This window comes from Phyllobacterium sp. SL163, assembly GCF_049896885.1.
GTDB lineage: Bacteria > Pseudomonadota > Alphaproteobacteria > Rhizobiales > Rhizobiaceae > Phyllobacterium > Phyllobacterium calauticae.
In genome coordinates, this window is sequence record NZ_JAFCVE010000002.1 from 119,094 (window position 1) to 140,254 (window position 21,161).

Annotated in this window: 14 protein-coding genes and 1 pseudogene; 11 read left to right on the forward strand and 4 right to left on the reverse strand. The window is 59.5% G+C overall.

All coding sequences use genetic code 11. The features are described from left to right. Window positions 1-258 precede the first annotated feature (258 nt). The 6 genes and pseudogenes from lptC to ptsN all read left to right on the forward strand — a co-directional run bounded on the left by lptC (window position 259) and on the right by ptsN (window position 5,672). A complete protein-coding gene (gene lptC, locus ACP7B1_RS04145; protein WP_223612255.1) occupies window positions 259-996 on the forward strand; it encodes an LPS export ABC transporter periplasmic protein LptC in 738 nt (245 codons plus the stop codon). A 44-nt stretch (window positions 997-1,040) separates the two neighbouring features. After that, a complete protein-coding gene (locus ACP7B1_RS04150; protein ID WP_288192577.1) occupies window positions 1,041-1,676 on the forward strand; it encodes an LptA/OstA family protein in 636 nt (211 codons plus the stop codon). A gap of 109 nt (window positions 1,677-1,785) precedes the next feature. Further along, window positions 1,786-2,514: pseudogene (lptB, locus tag ACP7B1_RS04155) on the forward strand (LPS export ABC transporter ATP-binding protein); the annotation flags it as partial. A 167-nt stretch (window positions 2,515-2,681) separates the two neighbouring features. Further along, window positions 2,682-4,346: an RNA polymerase factor sigma-54 gene (rpoN, locus tag ACP7B1_RS04160; RefSeq protein ID WP_346305984.1), complete on the forward strand. Its 1,665-nt coding sequence runs from the start codon at window positions 2,682-2,684 to the stop codon at window positions 4,344-4,346. Between the two features lie 207 nt (window positions 4,347-4,553). Further along, window positions 4,554-5,147, forward strand: a complete 594-nt coding sequence (gene hpf, locus ACP7B1_RS04165) for a ribosome hibernation-promoting factor, HPF/YfiA family (RefSeq protein WP_091878871.1) — start codon at window positions 4,554-4,556, stop codon at window positions 5,145-5,147. 60 nt (window positions 5,148-5,207) lie between these two features. Then, window positions 5,208-5,672: a PTS IIA-like nitrogen regulatory protein PtsN gene (gene ptsN / locus ACP7B1_RS04170; protein ID WP_403169237.1), complete on the forward strand. Its 465-nt coding sequence runs from the start codon at window positions 5,208-5,210 to the stop codon at window positions 5,670-5,672. A gap of 247 nt (window positions 5,673-5,919) precedes the next feature. Here ptsN and ACP7B1_RS04175 read toward each other — a convergent pair whose 3' ends face one another. Further along, window positions 5,920-6,816, reverse strand: coding sequence for a DMT family transporter (locus ACP7B1_RS04175; RefSeq protein WP_426136562.1), 897 nt, complete (start codon window positions 6,814-6,816; stop codon window positions 5,920-5,922). Window positions 6,817-6,917: 101 nt separating this feature from the next. Between ACP7B1_RS04175 and ACP7B1_RS04180 the strand changes: the two genes are divergently transcribed. Further along, a complete protein-coding gene (locus tag ACP7B1_RS04180; protein ID WP_223612251.1) occupies window positions 6,918-7,775 on the forward strand; it encodes a LysR substrate-binding domain-containing protein in 858 nt (285 codons plus the stop codon). 6 nt (window positions 7,776-7,781) lie between these two features. Here the strand turns inward: ACP7B1_RS04180 and ACP7B1_RS04185 are convergent, their stop codons facing one another. Continuing rightward, entirely contained in the window at window positions 7,782-8,165 is a 384-nt protein-coding gene (locus ACP7B1_RS04185; protein WP_346307830.1) for a cupin domain-containing protein, read from the reverse strand. A 77-nt stretch (window positions 8,166-8,242) separates the two neighbouring features. Beyond that, the gene (locus tag ACP7B1_RS04190; protein WP_223612249.1) at window positions 8,243-8,677 is read right to left on the reverse strand and encodes a Fur family transcriptional regulator; all 435 of its coding nucleotides are present in this window, start codon (window positions 8,675-8,677) and stop codon (window positions 8,243-8,245) included. Between the two features lie 235 nt (window positions 8,678-8,912). Between ACP7B1_RS04190 and ACP7B1_RS04195 the strand changes: the two genes are divergently transcribed. The 4 genes from ACP7B1_RS04195 to ACP7B1_RS04210 are packed head-to-tail and all read left to right on the forward strand — an operon-like array spanning window position 8,913 to window position 12,404. Continuing rightward, entirely contained in the window at window positions 8,913-9,806 is an 894-nt protein-coding gene (locus ACP7B1_RS04195; protein ID WP_346307831.1) for a metal ABC transporter substrate-binding protein, read from the forward strand. Beyond that, window positions 9,803-10,699: a manganese/iron ABC transporter ATP-binding protein gene (locus ACP7B1_RS04200; RefSeq protein WP_346307832.1), complete on the forward strand. Its 897-nt coding sequence runs from the start codon at window positions 9,803-9,805 to the stop codon at window positions 10,697-10,699. The genes ACP7B1_RS04195 and ACP7B1_RS04200 overlap by 4 nt, the downstream gene beginning before the upstream one ends. Beyond that, window positions 10,696-11,556, forward strand: coding sequence for a metal ABC transporter permease (locus ACP7B1_RS04205; RefSeq protein ID WP_346307833.1), 861 nt, complete (start codon window positions 10,696-10,698; stop codon window positions 11,554-11,556). The genes ACP7B1_RS04200 and ACP7B1_RS04205 overlap by 4 nt, the downstream gene beginning before the upstream one ends. After that, window positions 11,553-12,404: a metal ABC transporter permease gene (locus ACP7B1_RS04210; protein ID WP_346307834.1), complete on the forward strand. Its 852-nt coding sequence runs from the start codon at window positions 11,553-11,555 to the stop codon at window positions 12,402-12,404. The genes ACP7B1_RS04205 and ACP7B1_RS04210 overlap by 4 nt, the downstream gene beginning before the upstream one ends. 36 nt (window positions 12,405-12,440) lie before the next feature. Here ACP7B1_RS04210 and ACP7B1_RS04215 read toward each other — a convergent pair whose 3' ends face one another. Next, complete coding sequence (locus ACP7B1_RS04215) at window positions 12,441-21,044, reverse strand: GH36-type glycosyl hydrolase domain-containing protein (protein WP_346307835.1); 8,604 nt, start codon at window positions 21,042-21,044, stop codon at window positions 12,441-12,443. Window positions 21,045-21,161 lie beyond the last annotated feature (117 nt).

The window sequence follows — 21,161 nt, forward strand, 5'->3', positions numbered from 1 at the left end:
GTATCGTCCGTTTCCTGTGCAATTCAGTGCAAGCATTCTTCTGCGGCAACATTCCGAGGAAGTCCAGACCCCGGGATTCAGCACATTGCCCCATATAGGCAATTGGCGCTGCACCTTGTATATGAGTGGATGACGGCATATTTGTTCGATCAAATGCAACGTGTCCCATAGACCCTGGTTCATTTCATCGAAAAATAACCATATTGGCGTTCAACTAACAGGGCGCCAACACATCGCAATCGGTAGTATAGCCAATACATGTCCATTGAACTGAAACATACGCATCCAAACGGCGATGCAACAGCGGCTGCTGCGCAGCATGCGGAAGTTGCGCGGCAATTTTCTGCCACCGAGAAGGATTCGCACGTTTTTCGCGCTGCGGAACGCCATTCGCGGCGCGTGCGCTTCATGAAATTTGCCTTGCCTGCCGTCGCCGTGATCGGCGCTGCGGTTTTCTCCTGGTTCACATTTTTCTCCACGACGAACATCCCGAGCAATATCACTTTGGACAGTGCGGGCATTCAGGATGGCAAGCTGGTCATGACCAATCCCAAGCTGGATGGCTTTACCAAGGACAAGCTCCCCTACAAGATGAGTGCGGAACGGGCGCTGCAGGATGTCGGCAACAGCTCGCTGATCACGCTTGAGAATATCAGCGCGGAAATTCCGGTTGGCCAGGATCTGCGGGCGCAGGTCAACGCCAAGGGCGGCCTTTACGACAATGCCAACCGCCAGTTGAAGCTTGACAACAACATAACGCTGACAACCTCGGACGGCATGAAAGCACAGTTGAAATCCGCCGATATCAATATACAAGAAAACTCGATGTCGACCGATCAGCCTGTCAAGATCGAAAATAGCAGTGCCAGTATCGTCGCAGACAGTATGAAAATTACTCAGAGTGGCAAAGTAATGGTCTTTGAAAAGGGGGTCAGGCTTGTCATTCAGCCCGCAAAGCTGCATGAAGGTCGCAACGAAGCCAAATCACCGCAGTGATTGCCGGCCAGGTGGGGATATCCCGGATTTAGGAGATTGAGACAATGTCGCGCGGGACAAGACTGATCAGCATTTCGACTGTTGCATTGGGCATTTGGGCATCCTCCATGATTGGTCCTGTTGCAGCGCAGGATGCGAGCAAGGCCGGCGGCCTGAACAACGGCATGAAGCTTTCGAGTGATCAGCCCATTCAGATCGATTCCGATCGCCTCGACGTGCATAATGATGTGGGTACTGCCACCTTCACCGGCAATGTAACGGTCACCCAGGGAACGACGCTGATGAAGGCGGGTTCCATGATTGTTTACTACGTCAAGAAGCCGGAAAAGACCGACGCGGAAAAAGCCGCCGACAAGGCAGCCGCCAAAACGGAGACCAAGGCAGCCGCGCCTGCGGGCGCAGGCGCCCAGGACATCGACCACATCGAGGTCAATGACAAGGTCTACGTGAAGTCCGAAGATCAGGTTGCCACGGGCGACCATGGCACGTTCGACATGAAGACGCAGGTTCTGGTTCTGACCGGCAGCAAGGTCGTTCTCTCGCAGGGCGATAATGTTGGCGTCGGTTGCAAGCTGACCGTGCAGATGAAGAGCGGTCAGGCCCAGCTGGAAAGCTGCAAGAACGGACAGACAGGCCGCGTTTCTATCGTCGTTGCGCCGAAGAGCGCTCCGAAGAACTAGGCCGGCGGTATAAGTGTCCCTGTTTTCCCGTCGATCCGCCAAGACCCCTACATCGCCAGACGCGCGCATTTCCCAGGAGATGCGTGCCGCCGATCCGTCGGCAACGGACCGGATGAAGGGTACGCTTGTCGCCCGCGGCATCACCAAGAGCTATAACGGCCGTCAGGTGGTCAATGGTGTTTCCTTCGGTGTGCGCGCCGGCGAAGCGGTCGGTATTCTCGGCCCGAACGGCGCCGGGAAGACCACCTGTTTCTATATGGTCACCGGCCTGGTGCCGGTCGACAAGGGCAATATCGAAATCGATGGCTTTGATGTGACGACGATGCCGATGTATCGCCGCTCGCGCCTCGGAATCGGCTATCTGCCGCAGGAAGCCTCGATTTTCCGCGGCCTGTCCGTGGAAAACAACATCAAGGCCGTGCTCGAAGTGGTCGAGAAGGACCGCACGGCACGGGCGCAGGAACTGGATTCCCTCCTGGAAGAGTTTCATATCGCCCATCTGCGCAAGGCACCGGCGCTTTCCCTCTCCGGCGGTGAACGCCGCCGGCTGGAGATCGCCCGCGCCTTGGCCTCACGGCCCAATTTCATGCTGCTCGACGAGCCGTTTGCCGGTGTTGATCCCATTGCGGTCTCCGATATCCAGCAGCTCGTCCGCCATTTGACCAGCCGCGGCATCGGCGTCCTCATCACGGACCACAATGTGCGCGAAACGCTGAAGCTGATTGACCGCGCTTACATCATTCATGCGGGGCAGGTTCTGACCCACGGCCGCCCGGACGAGATTATTGCCAATCCTGATGTGCGGCGTCTTTATCTCGGTGATCAGTTCAAGCTCTGATTTTATCAATTTCTGGCAGGTTTTTGCCAGAAATCACCCGCCGCTGCGTGAATCCAGATGAATCTTTCCGAAAAGAGTCGTTTTTTGCCTTGCCGGAATTGACAAGCAAGGATTGGGCCATTTCTGTACATTGAGAAGAATTTCGTACAGGAGTACCCGCGTTCACCATGGCCCTGTCGCCAAAACTCGATCTAAGACAAACCCAGTCTCTGGTGATGACGCCGCTGCTCATGCAGTCGATTCGGCTGCTGCAATTGTCCCATGTCGAACTCGAGCAATTCATCGAGCAGGAGATCGAAAAGAATCCGCTGCTGGAGCGCGATGAAACGGCAAATGAACATTTTTCCTTCGAAAGCCGGGATACGTCCGATGATCGCGGGCCGGGGGAAGCCGGTGACTATTTGCGCGGTGTCAATCATGGTGACGCCGACGAAAGCCGCGATGGCGGCAGCGCAAGTGAGCAGAACGACCATTGGCTTGTCAGCGGCGAGTCGACCAGTTCAGGCTCCATGTCCGAGACGTTCGACAGTTCTCTCGAGAATATTTTTCCGGATGATCCTGGAACCCACGACTTCATCGCTGGCGATCTGGCCTCGCAATGGAAATCGTCATCGGGTGACGGATATGTGTCGACGGGCGGCGAGGGGTTCAATCTCGAGCAGGTCACCGCGTCGCCGTTGACGCTGCGCGACCACGTCGGCGAGCAGATCATTTTTGCCTTTGAGGATGCGGTGGACCGCCTGATTGCAGCAGAACTCGCCGATTACCTCGACGAAATGGGCTATCTGCGCGTCGATGTCGAAGAGATTGCCGAGCGGCTGGGCACTGACGCGGCCCATATCGACAGACTGATCGCGGTGTTGCAGACATTCGAACCGGCGGGGCTGTTTGCCCGTGATCTGGCTGAATGTCTGGCTCTGCAGCTGCGTGCAAAAAACCGGCTCGATCCGGCGATGACGATGCTTCTGCAAAATCTGGAACTCCTGGCGAAACGGGATTTTCAAAGCCTGAGAAAGCTGTGCCGGGTCGCCGATGCCGATCTCCTCGATATGCTGCAGGAGATACGCCTGCTCGATCCAAAGCCGGGAACGGCCTTCTCCTCGGGTGTGGCCGACAGCATCATCCCGGATGTGCATGTCGACATGGCGCCGGACGGGACATGGAATATCGAGCTCAATCCGGATGCTCTGCCGCGGGTCCTCGTCAACAACACCTATTATGCGACCATTGCAAAGGTAACGGCTTCCCCGGCTGAAAAGGGGTTTCTCAGCGAATGCCTGCAAAATGCCAACTGGCTGACGCGCAGTCTGGACCAGCGCGCCCAGACCATTTTGAAGGTGGCGACGGAAATCGTACGCCAGCAGGCGGAGTTCCTGCAATTCGGCGTCGCCCACCTGAAGCCGCTCAATTTGAGAAATGTGGCTGACGCCATCGGCATGCACGAGTCGACCGTGAGCCGCGTCACCGCCAACAAATACATGCTGACGAAGCGCGGCGTCTTCGAGTTGCGCTATTTTTTCAATGCGGGGATTTCGGCCACCGAAGGCGGCGAGCAGCATTCCTCCCAGTCCGTTCGGCACCAGATCAAGCTGCTGATCGACAGTGAAAAGCCGGACGATATTTTATCGGACGACACGATCGTGGATCTTTTGAAGGGCCAGGGCGTTGAGATTGCACGGCGTACGGTTGCCAAGTACCGCGAGGCGATGAACATCGCATCCTCGGTGCAAAGGCGCCGGGAGAAAAAAGCGGAGGCTTCTGTGCGCAAGGGTGACGGAAACTCTGGATTCATCCGCCGCACAGGTGTAGAATCGAGGCGAGCGGGTAAATGAACCGAGCCACAGAAGCTTGGTCAAGGGAGAGTGAAGCGCCGGTAATTTGCGTCGATTGAAGCGAAAGCGCGCCTTTTGGAGATGAAGAATCAGAAAGTGAAATGTGATGGATCACTCGCATGGAATGTGCGGGATGTCTTTGCTCGTCTCTCAACAACAGTGTAGATTGGCTCGGGCAATGAAAAGTCACAATGAAGGTGAGGTATCATGAGTCTGCGTGTATCTGGGAAACATATGGACATTGGTGACGCTTTCCGCATTCGCATTGACGAACGGATCGGTGAGATGGTGACCAAATATTTCGATGGCGGATATACAGGCCACGTCACAGTGGAGAAACAGGGGTCGCGCTTCATCGCCGATTGCCTGATCCGTCTCGATACCGGCACGGTGCTGCAGGCAGCGGGCGAGGCACAGGATCCTCAGCTTGCTTTTGATGCAGCCGGAGAACGCGTGGACAAACGCCTTCGCCGTTACAAGCGGCGTCTGAAATCGCATCAGGCGCCCGGCTCGAACGGTGTTTTCGACGATATTTCCTACCGGGTTGTCGCCCCTGTACCGGATGAAGATGAGGATATTCCGGAGGATTACGCGCCAACAATCGTGGCTGAGACATCGATGGCGCTCAGGAGCATGAGTGTCGCATCCGCCGTGGTCGAGCTCGATCTGAAAGATAGTCCAGTGGTTGTCTTCCGCAACTCTGGCAGTACGCAGGTGAATATCGTATACCGCCGCGCTGACGGTAACATCGGCTGGATCGATCCATCGGCCGTGGCCGGTCAGAACGGTGCCGGGTCTTAGGCGAAATTTGAACTACCGTCCGCGCCCAAAGCGCGGACGGTAACAGGAAGGAAGAGAATAATGGATCTGGGTGACCTCATTCAGCCCGACGCTGTCCTGCCCGCATTGAAAGTCAATTCCAAAAAGCAGCTTTTGCAGATCATGTCGGAGAAGGCTGCCGCCTTGACCGGTTTGACGGAGCGGGAAGTGTTTGACACCGTCCTGCAGCGCGAGCGCCTTGGCTCGACCGGCGTTGGCAATGGCATTGCCATCCCGCATGGCAAGATCAACAGCGTCAAACGCATCACCGGGGTCTTCGCACAGCTCGAAACCCCCGTGGATTTCGAAGCGCTGGACGATCAGCCCGTCGATATTGTTTTTCTTCTGCTGGCGCCGGAGAATGCCGGCGCCGATCATCTGAAGGCCTTGTCGCGGATTGCCCGCATGCTGCGCGATCCCGAGCGGATTGCCAAATTGCGCACCGCCCATGATGCGACCCTTCTCTATGAATTGCTGACGGCGCAGCCTGCCTCCAACGCCGCCTGATTCTTTTGCAACCTTCGACGAAAGAGCCGCCTCCGGGCGGCTTTTTGTTGGGGTGGGATAAGGGGTAGGGCATGTTCTGCACTAGTCTCGTGCGTGGTTCGACAAGCTCACCATGAGGGAGCATGGGGGATTGCAAAGAAGTATATTCTGCGATACTGGCGATTGGCTTGCAGCCAACACCTTCCCTCATGGTGAGCTTGTCGAACCACGCACCATGAAGACGCAACGCTGACGGACAGCACCCGCTTCAAACTGCCATGCTCCTGCGCCACGGAAACTGCCACCCGAGCCGCACGCCCAGCGTACCGCAGGCAATCAGCAGCATGCCGGCGGCCTGTGCCATTCCCAGCGGGTGTCCGTAAATTGCCCAGTCCACGATGATGGCGACGATCGGATAGATGAAGGTCAGGACGCCGATGACCGGCGTCGACAGGCGCGGATAGGCCGAATAGATCAGGATATAGGCAATGCCCGTATGGAGGATGCCGATACTGGCCAGCCAGCCCCAGGATGCCAGCGGCACGGGCTCCGCCCAATTGGCAAAGGGCGCGAGCATGACGATGCCGACGATGGTCTGGCACAGCACCGTGATTTCCGGCCGTTGCTCGCCCAGGCCCTTGGCGAGAATGGTCGCAGCGGCATAAAGCATCGCGGCACCAAGCGACATGACGATCCCAAGAATCCATAGCGTGCTGACCGGTGCCGCCGCGCCGACAAGGCCGCTGGCCAGGACGACACCGAGAAAGGCGCCGAGCATCCAGATGATCTGATCGACGGTGATGCGTTCCTTCAAAAGGGTTGCGCCGATGAGAACAACGAAGAATGGCTGGATGTGATAGATGATCGTCGTGGTCGCAATCGACGTCATGCGGAACCCGGCAAAAAACGATACCCAGCTGAGCACCATGCAGATCCCGCCGAGCGCTGCCCGGCCCAGCCGCGGCCAGGAGAGGGTCCGGTCGGGAAGATAACCGCGCAGGAAACACCAGGCGGCGAGGAAGACCATGCCGAAGACACAGCGCCAGAAGACGATGGTGACCGGATCGAGCCGTGTTTCCGTTGCAAAGGCACCGACCGTCCCGATGATGGCCATGGCGATGGCCAGCCGTGCTGCAGGAAAACGATCGGATATCGGGTCAGTCATATGAGTCATTCCCGTGGAAAGGGATGCCCAGTTAGCGCCATTGATTGCCACCAAACAAACGAATAGATTTGGAGCGAACTATTCGCTATATTGATGGCATTATGGCTGCACCCCTCGACCTCGATCTCCTGCGGACCTTTGTAACTGTCATCGAAACCGGCAGCCTGTCGGCGGCTGCCCCGCGTGTCGGCCGCAGCCAGTCGGCCGTCAGCATGCAGATGCAGCGCCTGGAACAGGCGGTGGGCAAACAGCTGCTTATTCGCAACCCCCGGTCCGTCGAGCCGAATCTGGCCGGTGAGAGTTTTCTCAATTATGCGCGGCGGTTGCTGCGATTGTCGGATGAGGCGTGGGCCAATGTCACCCGCCCCGAGGAAACCGGCAGCGTGCGGCTTGGCGTGCCCGATGACTATGCGGCATTCCTGCTGCCGCCCGTTCTGTCGCGGTTTGCCGAGGAGCATCCGCTGGTCACCGTCGAACTGGTCTGCGAGCAATCCACCTCGCTGGTCAAGGCGATCGATGAGGACCGGGTCAATCTGGCGATTGTCACCCGCGGGGCCACCCAGCCGCTGGAGGTGATCCGCCGCGAGCGCTTGATCTGGGTGGCATCGCCGACCCATGTTGCCTGGGAAAATGACCCTCTGCCCATCGCCCTGTTTGAACCCGGCTGCGCCGCGCGCATGAACGTGCTGGATGCGCTGGGCGATGCGGATCGCAGCTATCGCTGCACCTATTCCAGCGCCAGCCTGCTTGGACTGATCGCCGTGGTGCAGGCCGGGCTGGCGGTGGCTGCGCTTGCCGCCTGCAGCGTGCCGTCGACCCTGCGCGTTATCGGCGAGAATGAAGGCCTGCCGCCGCTGCGTGATCTGGAAATCGGCATCATGCGCAGCCCGGTGTCATCCAGTCCGGCCATTGACCGGCTGAATGATTTTCTGCGCCGCGAACTGGCGCAGATTGCGTAAGGTCTGTCAGATCCACACGTCGTTCTGTGCTGTCCGCTCACCGCCCTCGTGGCCGGTATTAAGCACACCCCGGGGTTCGATCAGCATCAGACGGACTTCCCTTTCGGCATAAGGCTTGTGCTCGACCCCTTTGGGGACGACATACATTTCACCCGGCCTGATCGTCACGAACCCGTCGCGGAAATCGATGCGCAGTTCCCCATCCAGGACAATGAATGCTTCATCGGTTTCCGGATGATCGTGCCAGATGAAATCACCTTCGATGCGGACGATCTTGAATTGATAATCGTTGAGTTCCGCCACCACTTTTGGTGACCACTGTTCGGAAAACAGCTTGAATTTTTCCGAGAAATTGATGGCCTTGTAGGATTTCGATTGGACCGTTTGCATGCGGGACTCCTCTGGGCAAATGCCAGCGGAAATTATGCTTCACGCGAAACCAAACGTCTTGGACGTTTGTGCGTGCGCTATTCCGGCCGCTTGGATTTCCGCCCGTAAAGTTCCAGCCGGTGATGGATGATGTCATAGCCGAGCGCGCGGGCGATCTCTTCCTGCAGTTTCTCGATCTTGTCCGACTGGAATTCGATCACGTCACCCGTATCGACATCGATCAGGTGGTCGTGATGCTCGCCATGGGCCTGTTCGAAGCGTGACGGGCCGCCATTGAAGGCGTGGCGATGAATGGCACCCATTTCTTCCAGGAGGTTCATGGTGCGGTACACGGTCGAAAGCGAAATGCTGTCATCGATCTCGATGGCGCGATGGAAAATCTTCATCGCATCCGGGTGGTCTTCGGTGGAGGTCAGAATATCGAGAATGATTCGGCGGGGGCGGGTGATGCGAACGCCTGCCTTGCGCAATTCCTTCTCGTAATCCGGCTTCTGATTGATAGCATGTTTCATACACGGGATTATGCGCCAGAACGCGCTCAGTTGCAAAGATTCTCAACTGGCCTTGGCAGATGCGGGCGTTGGTGCACAGAATTTCGGCGTCTGACCTCTAGCATAATGCAGGAAACGGGAAACGGTTTCTTTTTGCAAATCATTCGCATTTGCATTGACGCACCTCTCACAAGCCGTTATGGAGTAACAATGGTGACGAAAAAGCTCACCATTTTCCCGGTTTGCTGGAGGCGAGATGAGATTTTCCCGACTGTTGATTGCTGTTTTCGCTCTTTTGACGATTCTTGGCCCGGCATCCGCTGCCGATGGCAAGAAGTTCAAGGTGGTCACCACCTTTACGATCATCGCCGACATGGCCCGCAATGTAGCGGGGGACGCGGCCGACGTGGATTCGATTACGAAACCCAACGCGGAAATTCATGATTATCAGCCGACACCCGGCGATATCCTGAAGGCGCAGGATGCCAATCTCGTCCTGTGGAATGGCCTTGGTCTGGAACGCTGGTTCGAAAAATTCTTCGGCAACGTCAAGAATGTTCCGAGCGCCGTCGTCAGCGAGGGCGTCGAGCCGATGGGCATTTCGGAGGGCCCCTATGAGGGCAAGCCGAACCCGCATGCCTGGATGTCGCCCAATGCCGCGCTGGTGTATGTGGAAAATATCCGCAAGGCGCTCGGCACGTATGACCCGGCCAATGCCGCCGTCTATGACCGCAACGCCGCGGCCTATTCGGAGAAGATCCGGGCAACGGTTGCGCCTATCCGCGACAGTCTCGCTGCTGTTCCCGCCGAGCGCCGCTGGCTGGTGACGAGTGAAGGCGCCTTCAGCTATCTCGCACGCGATTTCGACATGAAGGAGCTTTATCTCTGGCCGATCAATGCCGATCAGCAGGGCACACCCCAGCAGGTGCGCAAGGTGATCGACAAGGTTCGCGCTGAGAAAATCCCGGTGGTTTTCAGCGAAAGCACGATTTCCGCTTCGCCCGCCAAGCAGGTCGCCCGCGAGACTGGGGCAAAATATGGCGGTGTTCTCTATGTCGATTCGCTCAGCGATCCCGATGGTCCGGTGCCCACCTATCTCGACCTTCTGCGCGTCACGGCACAAACCGTTGCCAAAGGTTTTACACAGTGAGCGCGTCCTCCCAAGCGCTCGCCGGCCCCTCCGCTGCAAAGCGGGGGGCTGGTCTTTCCGTGCATGACGTGACCGTGACCTATCGCAATGGCCACACGGCTTTGCGCAATGCCAGCTTCGATATCCCGCGCGGGTCGATCACCGCGCTGGTCGGCGTCAATGGCAGCGGCAAGTCCACCCTGTTCAAGGCCATCATGGGCTTCGTGCCTCTCGCCAGGGGATCGGTCTCGATTCTGGGTGAACAGGCGGGACGGGCGCTCAAACGCAATGTGGTGGCCTATGTGCCGCAGAGCGAAGATGTCGACTGGAATTTTCCGGTTCTGGTCGAAGATGTCGTGATGATGGGACGATATGGCCATATGAATTTTCTGCGCATGCCGAAGAAGCGCGACCAGCATATGGTGACTGCCGCGCTGGAGCGGGTCGGCATGACGGAATTCCGCAAGCGCCAGATCGGCGAGCTCTCGGGCGGTCAGAAGAAGCGTGTCTTTCTCGCCCGCGCGCTGGCGCAGGAAGGCGATATCATTCTTCTGGACGAGCCCTTCACAGGCGTCGACGTGCGGACAGAAGAGGCCATCATCGGCCTTTTGCGATCCCTGCGCGATGACGGCAAGGTCATGCTGGTCTCCACCCACAATCTCGGCAGCGTGCCCGAATTCTGTGACCGGGCCGTGCTGGTCAACCGTACCGTCCTGGCCTCCGGACCGACAGTAGAGGTGTTCACGCAGGCCAATCTGGAGATGACGTTCGGCGGCGTGCTGCGCCACTTCATCCTCGGTGGCGTCGATCTGCATGCCGATGCGGATCCGCGCAGCGTGACGGTGCTCAGCGACGATGAACGCCCCTTCGTGATCTATGGTGAACCCGAGGGGAAAGGTAAGCCGCAATCATGATGCAGCTGCTTCTCGAACCCTTTTCCTACAACTATATGATCAATGCCATGTGGGTCAGTGCGCTGGTCGGCGGTGTCTGCGCATTCCTTTCCGCCTATCTGATGCTGAAGGGATGGTCGCTGATCGGCGATGCGCTCTCCCATTCCATCGTGCCGGGTGTTGCCGGGGCCTACATGCTGGGCCTGCCGTTTTCCATCGGCGCGTTCTTTTCCGGCGGTCTCGCCGCAGTCGCCATGCTGTTTCTCAACCAGCGGACAAAGCTGAAGGAGGACGCCATCATCGGCCTGATCTTCACCTCCTTCTTTGGGCTCGGCCTGTTCATGATGTCGCTCTCACCCGCCTCGGTGAACATCCAGACCATCGTGCTCGGCAATATCCTGGCGATCACGCCGGAGGATACGCTGCAACTGGTCATCATCTGCGGGGTGTCGCTGGCTGTCCTGTTGGTGAAATGGAAGGATCTGATGGTGACATTCTTTGACGAAAATCATGCCCGTTCCATCGGCCTCCACCCGCCGCTCCTCAAAATCCTGTTCTTCACGCTGCTCAGCGCGTCGACGGTGGCCGCCATGCAGACCGTGGGGGCGTTTCTGGTGGTGGCGATGGTCGTCACCCCCGGCGCAACCGCCTATCTCCTGCATGACCGTTTCCCGCGCCTGATCCAGACCAGTGTGCTGATCGGAGCCTTGACCAGTTTTATCGGCGCCTATCTCAGCTATTTCCTCGACGGTGCCACCGGCGGCATCATCGTCGTGCTGCAGACGCTGGTCTTTCTCACCGCTTTTGTTTTCGCACCCAAGCATGGAACGCTGGCCGCGCGCCGCCGTGCCCGGCTGGCATTGGAGGAGGAGCTATGAGCGACCTGATCCAGCTTTTGTTGCAGCCGTTCAGCTTCGGCTTCATGCAGCAGGCCTTTGTCATCACGCTTCTCGTGGCAATCCCCATGGGCCTGCTCTCGCCCTTTCTGGTTCTGAAGGGCTGGTCGCTGATGGGAGATGCGATCTCGCACGCGGTTCTGCCCGGCGTGGTGCTCGCCTATATCGCGGGTATCCCGTTGGCCATCGGGGCCTTTGCGGCAGGCATGATCTGCGCCCTTGCCACCGGCTTCCTCAAGCAGAACAGCCGGGTGAAGGAAGACACGGTCATGGGCGTGGTCTTCTCCGGGATGTTCGGCCTTGGCATCGTCCTCTACACCAAGATCCAGTCTGACGTGCATCTCGACCACATCCTCTTCGGCGATATGCTTGGCGTGGCGTGGCGCGATATCGCCGAAACCGGGGTGATAGCAGCCGTGACCCTGCTGGCCCTCGGCATCTGGCGGCGGGATTTGCTGTTGCATGCCTTTGACCCGCAGCACGCGCAGGCCATCGGTCTGCCGGTCAAATTCCTGCACTACGGACTGCTGTGCATCCTGTCGCTGACCATCGTCGGCGCGCTCAAGGCCGTTGGCATCATCCTTGCCGTCGCCATGCTGATTGCGCCGGGCTCCATCGCCTTCCTCTTGACCAAACGCTTTGAACGCATGCTGCTGGTATCGGCACTTGTTGCTGTTTCAACATCACTCGCCGGTATCTATCTGAGTTTTTTCCTCGACAGCGCCCCGGCGCCGACCATCGTCCTTTTGCTGACGGCAAGCTTCATTCTGGCCTTTGTCTTCTCCAGAAAAGCAGCCGCCGCCAGCGCGCAAGCACAGGCGGCGGAATAGGGTCGTCAACTCAGTCAGCGGCCACCAGGCCGCTGGCTATTTTCCCGGCACGACTTCCACGAGTACCGTGTGTTCGCCCGATATCTCCAGCGGAATGCCCGCATCGGCCTTGGCCAGCTTCTTGCCGTCCACAGTGATCTTCCTGCCGCCCTTGGCGGCCGGTTTCACCTCGACGGTATAGCGCGCCTTGCCGTTGCGCAGCACGAAGCTGAAGCCGTCGGTCCATGCCGTCGGCAGGGCCGGATCGACGAACAGCCGGTCATTCCTACGGCTGATGCCGAGAATGCCTTCCGTTGCCACGCGGTACAGCCAGCCGGCAGAACCCGTGTACCAGGTCCAGCCGCCGCGCCCGCGCATCGGATCAACCGAATAGACGTCCGCAGCGACGACGTAGGGCTCGACCCGGTAGGATTCGGCCTTGTCGGCATCCAGCGAATGGTTCACCGGATTGAGCTTGCTGAACCAGCGATAGGCCTCGTCGGCATTGCCGAGCTTGGCCATGGCCAAGACTGCCCAGGTTGCGGCATGGGTATACTGCCCGCCATTCTCACGCACACCCGGCGGATAACCCTTGATATAACCGGGCTCATGCCGCGTTTTGTTGAACGGCGGTGTGAACAGTTTGATGATATCGACCTCGTCATCGACCAGATCCGTCGCAACGGACTGCATGGCCTGCTTGGCGCGATCGGGATCACCATAGCCGGAGAGAACGCTCCAGGACTGGGCAATGGAGTCGATCCGGCACTCGTCGCTGGTCTTGGAACCCAGCGGCGAACCGTCGTCGAAATAGCCACGGCGATACCATTCGCCGTCCCAGCCATCCTTTTCCAGAGCCGCCTTGAGGCTTTCGATATGGGCTTCCCACCGCTTGATGCGGTCGGCATCCTTGCGCTGGCGGGCAATCGGCAGGGTGTCGCGCAGGGTGCTGATCAGGAACCAGCCCAGCCAGATGCTCTCGCCCTTGCCCTCTTCGCCGACCCGGTTCATGCCGTCGTTCCAGTCGCCGGTGAGCATGAGCGGCAGCCCATGCGCGCCGGTGCGGGCGATTGCCAGATCGAGCGCGCGCGCCGCGTGTTCGTAGACCGTGACTTTATCAGCCGCGATTGTCGGCTGATAGAAAGCATCGTGCTCGCCGTTTTCGAGAGCCTTGCCTTCGATGAACGCGATCTGCTCGTCGAGGATGCTCATATCGCCGGTCACCGACGTGTAGTGGGCAATGGCATAACCGAGCCACACCACGTCATCGGAAATCATCGTCCGCACACCGGCGCCTGATGTCGGCAACCACCAGTGTTGGACATCGCCCTCCTTGAACTGGCGGGCGGCGACATTCAGGATCTGGTGCCGGGCCAGTGATGGGTCGAGCACCAGCATGGACAACGTGTCCTGCAGCTGGTCGCGGAAGCCAAAGGCACCGCTGGCCTGATAGAAGGCCGTGCGCGCCCAGATACGGCAGGCAAGGCTCTGATAGGGCAGCCAGCGGTTGACCATCACATCGAATGCATCATCGGGCGTATCCACCTGCAGACCATCGAGGAAGCCGGTCCAGATTGCCTTGGAGGCCGCAAGCGTCTTTTCAAACGGCCGCTTCAACTGTTCGGCGAGAACACGCCGTGCCTCGTTGGCACCGGCGGTATCGCCGATATAGAACAGGATTTCCCTGGTTTCGCCCGCCGCGATCTCCACATCGACGGCAAGCGCCGCGCAGGGATCGCCCCCCGCCTCAACGACGTTGGACAGGGTTTTAGCCTGCAGGACGGCAGCCGGCTGGTCCACCGATCCCAGGAGGCCGAAGAACTCGGTCCGGTCCGATGTCACCGATTGCGGTTTCACGTTTGCGGCGAAGAATGCCACGTGATCCTTGCGGTCGGTGCCGTAGGGATTGCGGGCAAAGAGCGCGCCGCTTTCCGTATCATGCGACGGCACGATGAACGGAGCCGTCTTGGCGCGGGAATTGCCGAGCATCCATTCGACAAAGCCATAGACACGCAACTGCTTGGCTGTCCCGCCATGGTTGGTGATCTTGAGGCTGGACACGCGCACCGGCATGTCCGTATCGATGGTATGGGTCAGTTCAAGGCCGACATTGCCGTGGCGCGACAGGAATGTCGAATAGCCCTGGCCGTGGCGGGTTTCATACTGAACCGACGGATCGCGCAGCACCGAGGCGGTCGGCGAGAACGCGGTTCCCTTGTCCAGATCAACGACGTAGAGCGCTTCGCCGGACCGGTTGATCACGGGATCATTCGACCACTGGGTCAGCTGATAGTCGCGGCTGTTGCTCGACCAGGTGAAACCTGCACCCTCCGCCGACACGTGGAAGCCGAAGCCCGCATTGGAGATCACATTGATCCATGGCTGCGGCGTGGTGGTCCGGTCGGCAAGACGGACGACGTACTCACCGGTCTTCATGTCAAAGCCGCCAAAGCCGTTCCAGAAGGCCAGTTCATTGCCGTCTGTTTTCTGACGGCGCTTGCCCACCAGCTGCGTCGGTGCCGGCGCGATGCTGCGCATCTCGTCAAGGCCGGTATCGCCGGTCGCCAGAGTCTTGCCGGCCGGTATGGCGGCAACGGGCTGCAGGTCGGCGGACAGTTCCTCCGTGCGCTTCAGTTGTTCAACCAGCGTGCCGTTCTGCGCGTGCATGACAATGCGGGCAGAGGCGAGCAGGGTGTTGTAGCTCGCGTCGCTCATCTGGTCCTTGCGCACGGTGAAGATGTGGACGCGCGGGCCATACTGGCCGCCGCGGTTGCGGCTGTTCTCGCAGATCGCTTCGAGCCCGCGCTGGAAGTCCTGGGCGTAGGAGAAGGAGCGTTCGTTGATGACGACGACGTCAACCACAAGCCCCTTTGCCCGCCAGTATTCCTGTGCCTTCAGGACGTTCTTCAGCGTGTCCATGTCGGCTTCGTCATCGATGCGCAGAGCAAGGATGGGGAAGTCACCCGATATGGACATCGGCCAGAGGTCGGACTGGCTGCCAAGGCCGGAAGCGATGCTTTCGGCTGGCATGCGCAGGGCCTTGTCCGGATAGATCAGGCTGGTGGCGACGCGCTGGAAATCAGCGGCTTCGTCCGGATTGATCTCGATATGGTGCAGCCGCACCTGCGAGCTTGTCCAGGACAGCGAGAATTCGCGGGCAAAGCAGTCCGGATGGCGGAAGCGTGAAACGACCTCCTCCAGCTCGTGCCGGTCCGGGCCGACAAGGGTCCAGAAAACCAGCGTGACGCGCTTGTGCGCGGGAACGCGGACGCGGCAGCGCAGTGACGCGATGGGGTCCAGCACGAAGCCCTGGCTGCCGTTGAGGGTTACACCCTCGTCGAAGGCAACCGGATTGCGCAGGTTGCGGCCCCGGCCGATGAAGGCCCGGCGGTCGGTTTCCGCCTGGATTTCACGCATAGCGCCCGATCCGTCCGTGACCACGTGCGCCACGTGAATGTCGGGTTCGTTGCTGCCGCGCTTGCGGCGGGTGGCGTAGATCGTGTCGCCGCGCGGAACGATCTCGGTTTCCACGAACATCTTGGCGAATGCCGGATGTGCCGTGTCCGTATCGTCTGCGGTGAGCACCAGTTCGGCATAGGACGTCACTTCAATGATCCGGTCTTTCGTGCCGGTATTGGTGATGATGATGCGGCGGCCTTCGCCGTCGGAATCCGAAGCGACGATGGTTTCCACCGTCGACTGGATCGTGCCGTTTTCCTTGACGAATTCGGCCTTGTAGTCGGCGAAGATGGTTGTGCTCTTTTCGCCGGCTGCCCGCACGGGATCGCCGGTTGCCGACCACCATTCACCGCTGTCGAGATCGCGCAGGAACAGGAATGTTCCATAGCCGCTTTCCAGCGGATCCGGCTGGAAGCGGGTGATCGCCAGACCATTCCAGCGGCTGTAGCCGCCGCCATTGGCGGTGACCATGACCGAGTAGTGGCCGTTCGACATGATCTGCGTGGCACGCGGAGCGGAAAGCGGGTTCTTGATGAAGCGGATGGAGGCCGTTTCTTCGCCGCTTTCCACGGCCTTGCGCATCGGATTGTCGGCCTTGGCCTGCAGGACAGGGATTTCGCGCGGTGCCTTTTCCTGCAGCAGCAGTTCGGCGGCTTCGATGACGGGATCCGAGTGGAAACGGTCGCGCATGCGGCCTTCGAACACCACATTGTTGACGGCAACGATCGACATGCCGTGATGGTGCGCCATGTAGTTGCGCACGATGGCATATTCCTCGTCTTCGCGCACGCGGGAGCGGGTGAAGTCGACGGCATCATAGAAACCGTACTGACCGAGTGCACCCATCGCGCGAAGGCGTTTCAGATTGGCCACGGCTTCCGCCGGGCGATACTGGCTGGCCATGATGCTGGCATAGGGCGCAACCACGTAGTTCTTGGACAGGCCGCGTTTCAGTCCCAGCGTCGGGACGCCGAAATTGGTGTACTGGTAGTTCATCTCCGGATCGCGTGCATTATAGGCGGCTTCGGAAATGCCCCAGGGCAGGCCCTTGGAATCGCCGTATTCGATCTGGCGCTGGACGATCAGCTTGTTGGTCTGATCCAGCATCGAGCCCAGCGGTTCGATCATGACCAGAGGCGGCATGAGATATTCGAACATGGAGCCTGACCAGGAGATCAGCGCACCACGCCAGCCAACCGGCACCAGGAGACGGCCGAGGCGGAACCAGTGATCGACCGGGATATCGCCCTTGGCGATGGCAAACAGGCTGGCGAGGCGCGCTTCCGAAGCGAGAAGATCGTAGCAGCTCGCGTCCAGCTCGTTGGTATCGACGCGGAAACCGATCGACAGCAGGCGCCGTTCCTTGCGTTCAAGGAAGGTGAAGTCGGTGTCGAAGGCCAGTTGGCGGGCGCGGGTGGCCAGCGAAACCAGCCGCTCGCGCAGGCTGTCGGTTCCCTCGTGGGTGCCGATGGCGTCGTCCGTATGGGCCTGGCAGGTCTTGACCAGAATCAGCGCCCAGCCGTTTGCGGTGGTGCTGAGCGGGCTTTCGAGTTCGCCATGCAGTTCTTCCGTCAGGCGCTGGATGTCACCGGCGAACAGCGAAAGGTTGATGGTGCGCAGCGATGCCGTTTCCGGCTCTTCCTTGATGGTCGTGATGGCGCGACGGAAATTGGCCACCCGCTCGTCAAGTCGGCGGCGCAGGGGTCGCAGGACGCGGCGTTCATCGGGAATGTCGTTGATGGCTTCCTCAAGGATATCGCTGACGTCGAGGATGCCGTCGAGATCGCTTTGCAGATAGACGGACGGAGCCTCCGCCCATTTTTCCAGCGCGGAAGATAGTGCCACCAGATGGCCGGCGAGATTGCCGCTGTCCACCGACGAGACGTAGAGCGGCAGGAGCGGACGCAGCGTGGTTGTTTCGTACCAGTTGTAGAGATGGCCGCGATACTTCTCCATCTTTTCCAGTGTGGAGAGCGTGTCGTCGATACGGGTCAGCGTCTCGTTGAAGCCGATCCAGCCGAAATCCCGGGCCGCCACGGTCGACAGCAGGTACATGCCGATATTGGTCGGCGATGTGCGCGTGGCGATAACCGGATGCGGGTCCTCCTGGAAATTGTCAGGCGGAATGAAATTCTGTTCCTTGGTGACGAACGTATCGTAGTAGTGCCAGGTGCGGCGGGCGAAGCGGCGCAATTCGCTCTTGTCGGAAGAGCGGACATTCAGATCATCGAGCGGCTTGGCCGAACGGCTGACCAGCCAGGCAATGATCGGCGAGAAGAACCAGATCACGGCAAACGGCACGGCCAGATACCAGGCACGGCTGTGGGTGGCCAGCGGCAGGGCGATGGCGACAGCAGCCACGATGATCGCGGGCCACATCAGACGGGTGTAGTACTGCAGCGTGTCAGGTGCGCTGGCTTTCGCCTGTGCCGCCGCCCGCCATTCCAGCAGGTTCTTGCGCGATATGAAGACGCGGTAGAGCGTGCGTGCAATGGCATCGGCCATCAGGCAGGCCATGTTGGCAATGAAAGTGATGCGCAGGGCGATATCGGCGGCGCCGGAGAAAATGTCGGTGAGGATCGCCTGGAAATGGCCCTTCAGCGACAGGTTCATGTTTGTCGGAACAAGATTGGTGAACAGGATCATCGTCGGGACGATGAACATGCTGAAGATCATGAAGAACTGCCACAGGGCAGCGACGCCGGGCGGCAGCAATGTCCAGCCGGCGATGGAGGCGATGATCCAGAAGACCGGCGTCAGCGAGCGACGCAGATTGTCGGTCATCTTCCAGCGCGTGACGGCGGTCACACCCGGCTTTGTGCTGAACAGGTAGGGCAGGAGCTGCCAGTCGCCGCGCGTCCAGCGATGGTGGCGCGAGATGTCGACATTATAGCCTGTCGGATAGTCTTCAACCACCTCGACATCGCTGACGAGCGCCGCGCGGGCATAGCCGCCTTCCAGAAGATCATGGCTGAGAACGGTGTTCTCGTCGATCTTGCCGTCGAGCGCCAATTCGAAGAAATCGACGTCATAGAGGCCTTTGCCGGTGAATGTCCCTTCACCCAGCACGTCCTGATAAACGTCCGAGACGGCAAAGACGTAGGGGTCGATACCGCGGTTGACCGAGAAGACGCGCTGCAGGAACGAGGCATCGTCACCGGTGGTCAGCGAGGGAGTGACGCGCGGCTGCAGGATCGCATAGCCGCTGGTCACGCGGCCGGATTTTTCCTTGTAGATCGGGCGGTTGAGCGGATGGCTCAGCTTGCCCGCCAGGCGGTTGACCGAATCCGGCGTGAGGCGCGTATCGGAGTCGAGCGTCATCACGAATTTGATGTCGCCGGGCACCTCCTCATTGCTGGGGAAATAGGTTGTGTCCTTGTCGCCGCGCAGCAGGAGGTTCAGCTCATGCAGCTTGCCGCGCTTGCGCTCCCAGCCCATCCAGCGGCTTTCCTGCGCATTGTACAGGCGCTTGCGGTGCAGGAGGAAGAAACGCGGGTTGCCGCCTTGCGTATAATGCTGGTTGAGTGCGGTTACTTTTTCACGGGCGTAGTCGAGAATATCGAGATCGTTTTCGTTCTGCTCCACCTTGCTGTCCGCCCAGTCGGTGAGCAGCGCGAAATAGATTTCGCCGCGCGGATTGGTCAGATAGTGCACTTCGAGGTTGCGGATATGCTCGTCGACGGAATCGCGTGAAGTGATCAGCGTTGGCACCGCGACGAGGGTCTTCGCCTCGGGGGGCAGGCCATTCTTGTATTCAAAACCGATCAGCCGTGTCGGCGGCATGAACATCGGAATGATCCAGTTGACGAAGCCATTGGCGGTTTCCATCGTCGGGAACACCGCCAGGACCGTTAGCAGCAGAACCGTATCGCTCGGCAGGCCGTAACGGCGCAGCCAGTAATGGATCAGGAACAGAATGCCGATGGAAATGACCGAAGCCGGAATCCACAGGCCGGCGAGCCCGAGTGTCTTGTAGAACCGGACCCAGCGCTGCAGCAGGGTTGGGGTCGAGCCGCAGGTTTCTTCCAGCTCCGAGCGGCCGTCGCCGGCGAGATAATAGCCGACGTCGCGCTTGCGCTGCACGGTGACGCTCTTCTCGTCCCCCTTGGTTTCCGCACTGTGATGGGCAAGATCCAAGGCAGCCTGCGTGATGTCCTGCTCGCTCTTGCCCGAGCGGCGCGCGATCTTTTCAATCGCCACGCGATAGGCATTGCGGGAATGGAAATCGAGCGCATCAAAATTGGAATGTTCGCGCAGCACCGCATCGACGCCGCTGACCGTCTCGAACCAGGTGATCCAGTCGACATCATCGATAGCCTTCAGGCTGCGGATGAGGTTGCCCATGGTCACGCCGCCGGTGGACTGGCGCGTATGTTCCTGGATGATGGCGTCTTCGGCGTCGCTGCCGTTCTTTTCCAGCTCTTCCTCAAGCCAGGCGACAGCCGCACCGGAGTGCATAGCGCCGCCGCGCAGGCGGTAAAGCAGATGCGTGGCGAAGGTGCTGTCACGCGCGGCAGTGGTGTACTGGGCCAGAAGCTGCGGCAGGGTATCCTTGTCGGCGTTCAGCGTGATTTCGTCGGCAACGCTGTTGGCATAGGCGCGCATGCGCCGCGCCCGTTCGACGCGCAGCGACAGCCGGCGGGCGTTTTCGATGAGAATGAAGCGCACGGCGGAGGGCAGAGCCCAGAGTTCGCCGATATGCAGGGGCGCAACCGTCTGGAATCCTTCGACCACCGCTGTCAGGCTGTTGAGCGAGAACTGGCTGTCCGTATGGGCCGCATAGAGCCAGGCCAGTGCCATGACGCGCGGGATTTCCGGCTTGCCGGCCAGCGGCGGCAGCTGGCGGAAAAACTTCTTCGGAAGATCGCGCTCCACCTGCTGGATGTTCTGGTCGACGAGGTAGTAATTGTCGAGGAGCCACTGGGCCGCCGGAGTAATCGTCTCGCCCTTGCGTGCAGCCGCGTCGGAGGAGCGATAGGAATGGAGGATCAGCCGGGCATTTTCGACCGTGCGCTGTTCGAACACCATCGGTTCGTAGTCGGGCAGGCGGATATCTTCCCCGCGCGCCACGCGCGCGCCCAGGTCCCGCAGGTCGTCGATGGATTTGTAATGGGCTCTGATTGGATTGGGTTGGACCGAAAAAATCTGACCAACGGCATTCTTCTGTGGTGTGAAAGATTTAAAAAAAGACAGTAGGGCCATTTGCCTTCGTTTCGGTTGTGAAGAAAAAATCTTCAGGGCTGCAACACAGACGATAATAACGGGTCGACCGACCCATGGAGAAGTTTACGATCTAATCGGGTACGATCAACTAAGCTA

Bases quoted from the DNA above. Each gene is read 5' to 3' on its own strand.
- ACP7B1_RS04190 (WP_223612249.1), bottom strand. From the start codon at position 8,677: ATGAAACATGCTATCAATCAGAAGCCGGATTACGAGAAGGAATTGCGC.
- hpf (WP_091878871.1), top strand. From the start codon at position 4,554: ATGAGTCTGCGTGTATCTGGGAAACATATGGACATTGGTGACGCTTTC.
- ptsN (WP_403169237.1), top strand. From the start codon at position 5,208: ATGGATCTGGGTGACCTCATTCAGCCCGACGCTGTCCTGCCCGCATTG.
- ACP7B1_RS04150 (WP_288192577.1), top strand. From the start codon at position 1,041: ATGTCGCGCGGGACAAGACTGATCAGCATTTCGACTGTTGCATTGGGC.
- ACP7B1_RS04195 (WP_346307831.1), top strand. From the start codon at position 8,913: ATGAGATTTTCCCGACTGTTGATTGCTGTTTTCGCTCTTTTGACGATT.
- ACP7B1_RS04210 (WP_346307834.1), top strand. From the start codon at position 11,553: ATGAGCGACCTGATCCAGCTTTTGTTGCAGCCGTTCAGCTTCGGCTTC.
- ACP7B1_RS04205 (WP_346307833.1), top strand. From the start codon at position 10,696: ATGATGCAGCTGCTTCTCGAACCCTTTTCCTACAACTATATGATCAAT.
- ACP7B1_RS04175 (WP_426136562.1), bottom strand. From the start codon at position 6,816: ATGACTGACCCGATATCCGATCGTTTTCCTGCAGCACGGCTGGCCATC.
- ACP7B1_RS04185 (WP_346307830.1), bottom strand. From the start codon at position 8,165: ATGCAAACGGTCCAATCGAAATCCTACAAGGCCATCAATTTCTCGGAA.
- rpoN (WP_346305984.1), top strand. From the start codon at position 2,682: ATGGCCCTGTCGCCAAAACTCGATCTAAGACAAACCCAGTCTCTGGTG.
- ACP7B1_RS04215 (WP_346307835.1), bottom strand. From the start codon at position 21,044: ATGGCCCTACTGTCTTTTTTTAAATCTTTCACACCACAGAAGAATGCC.
- ACP7B1_RS04180 (WP_223612251.1), top strand. From the start codon at position 6,918: ATGGCTGCACCCCTCGACCTCGATCTCCTGCGGACCTTTGTAACTGTC.
- lptC (WP_223612255.1), top strand. From the start codon at position 259: ATGTCCATTGAACTGAAACATACGCATCCAAACGGCGATGCAACAGCG.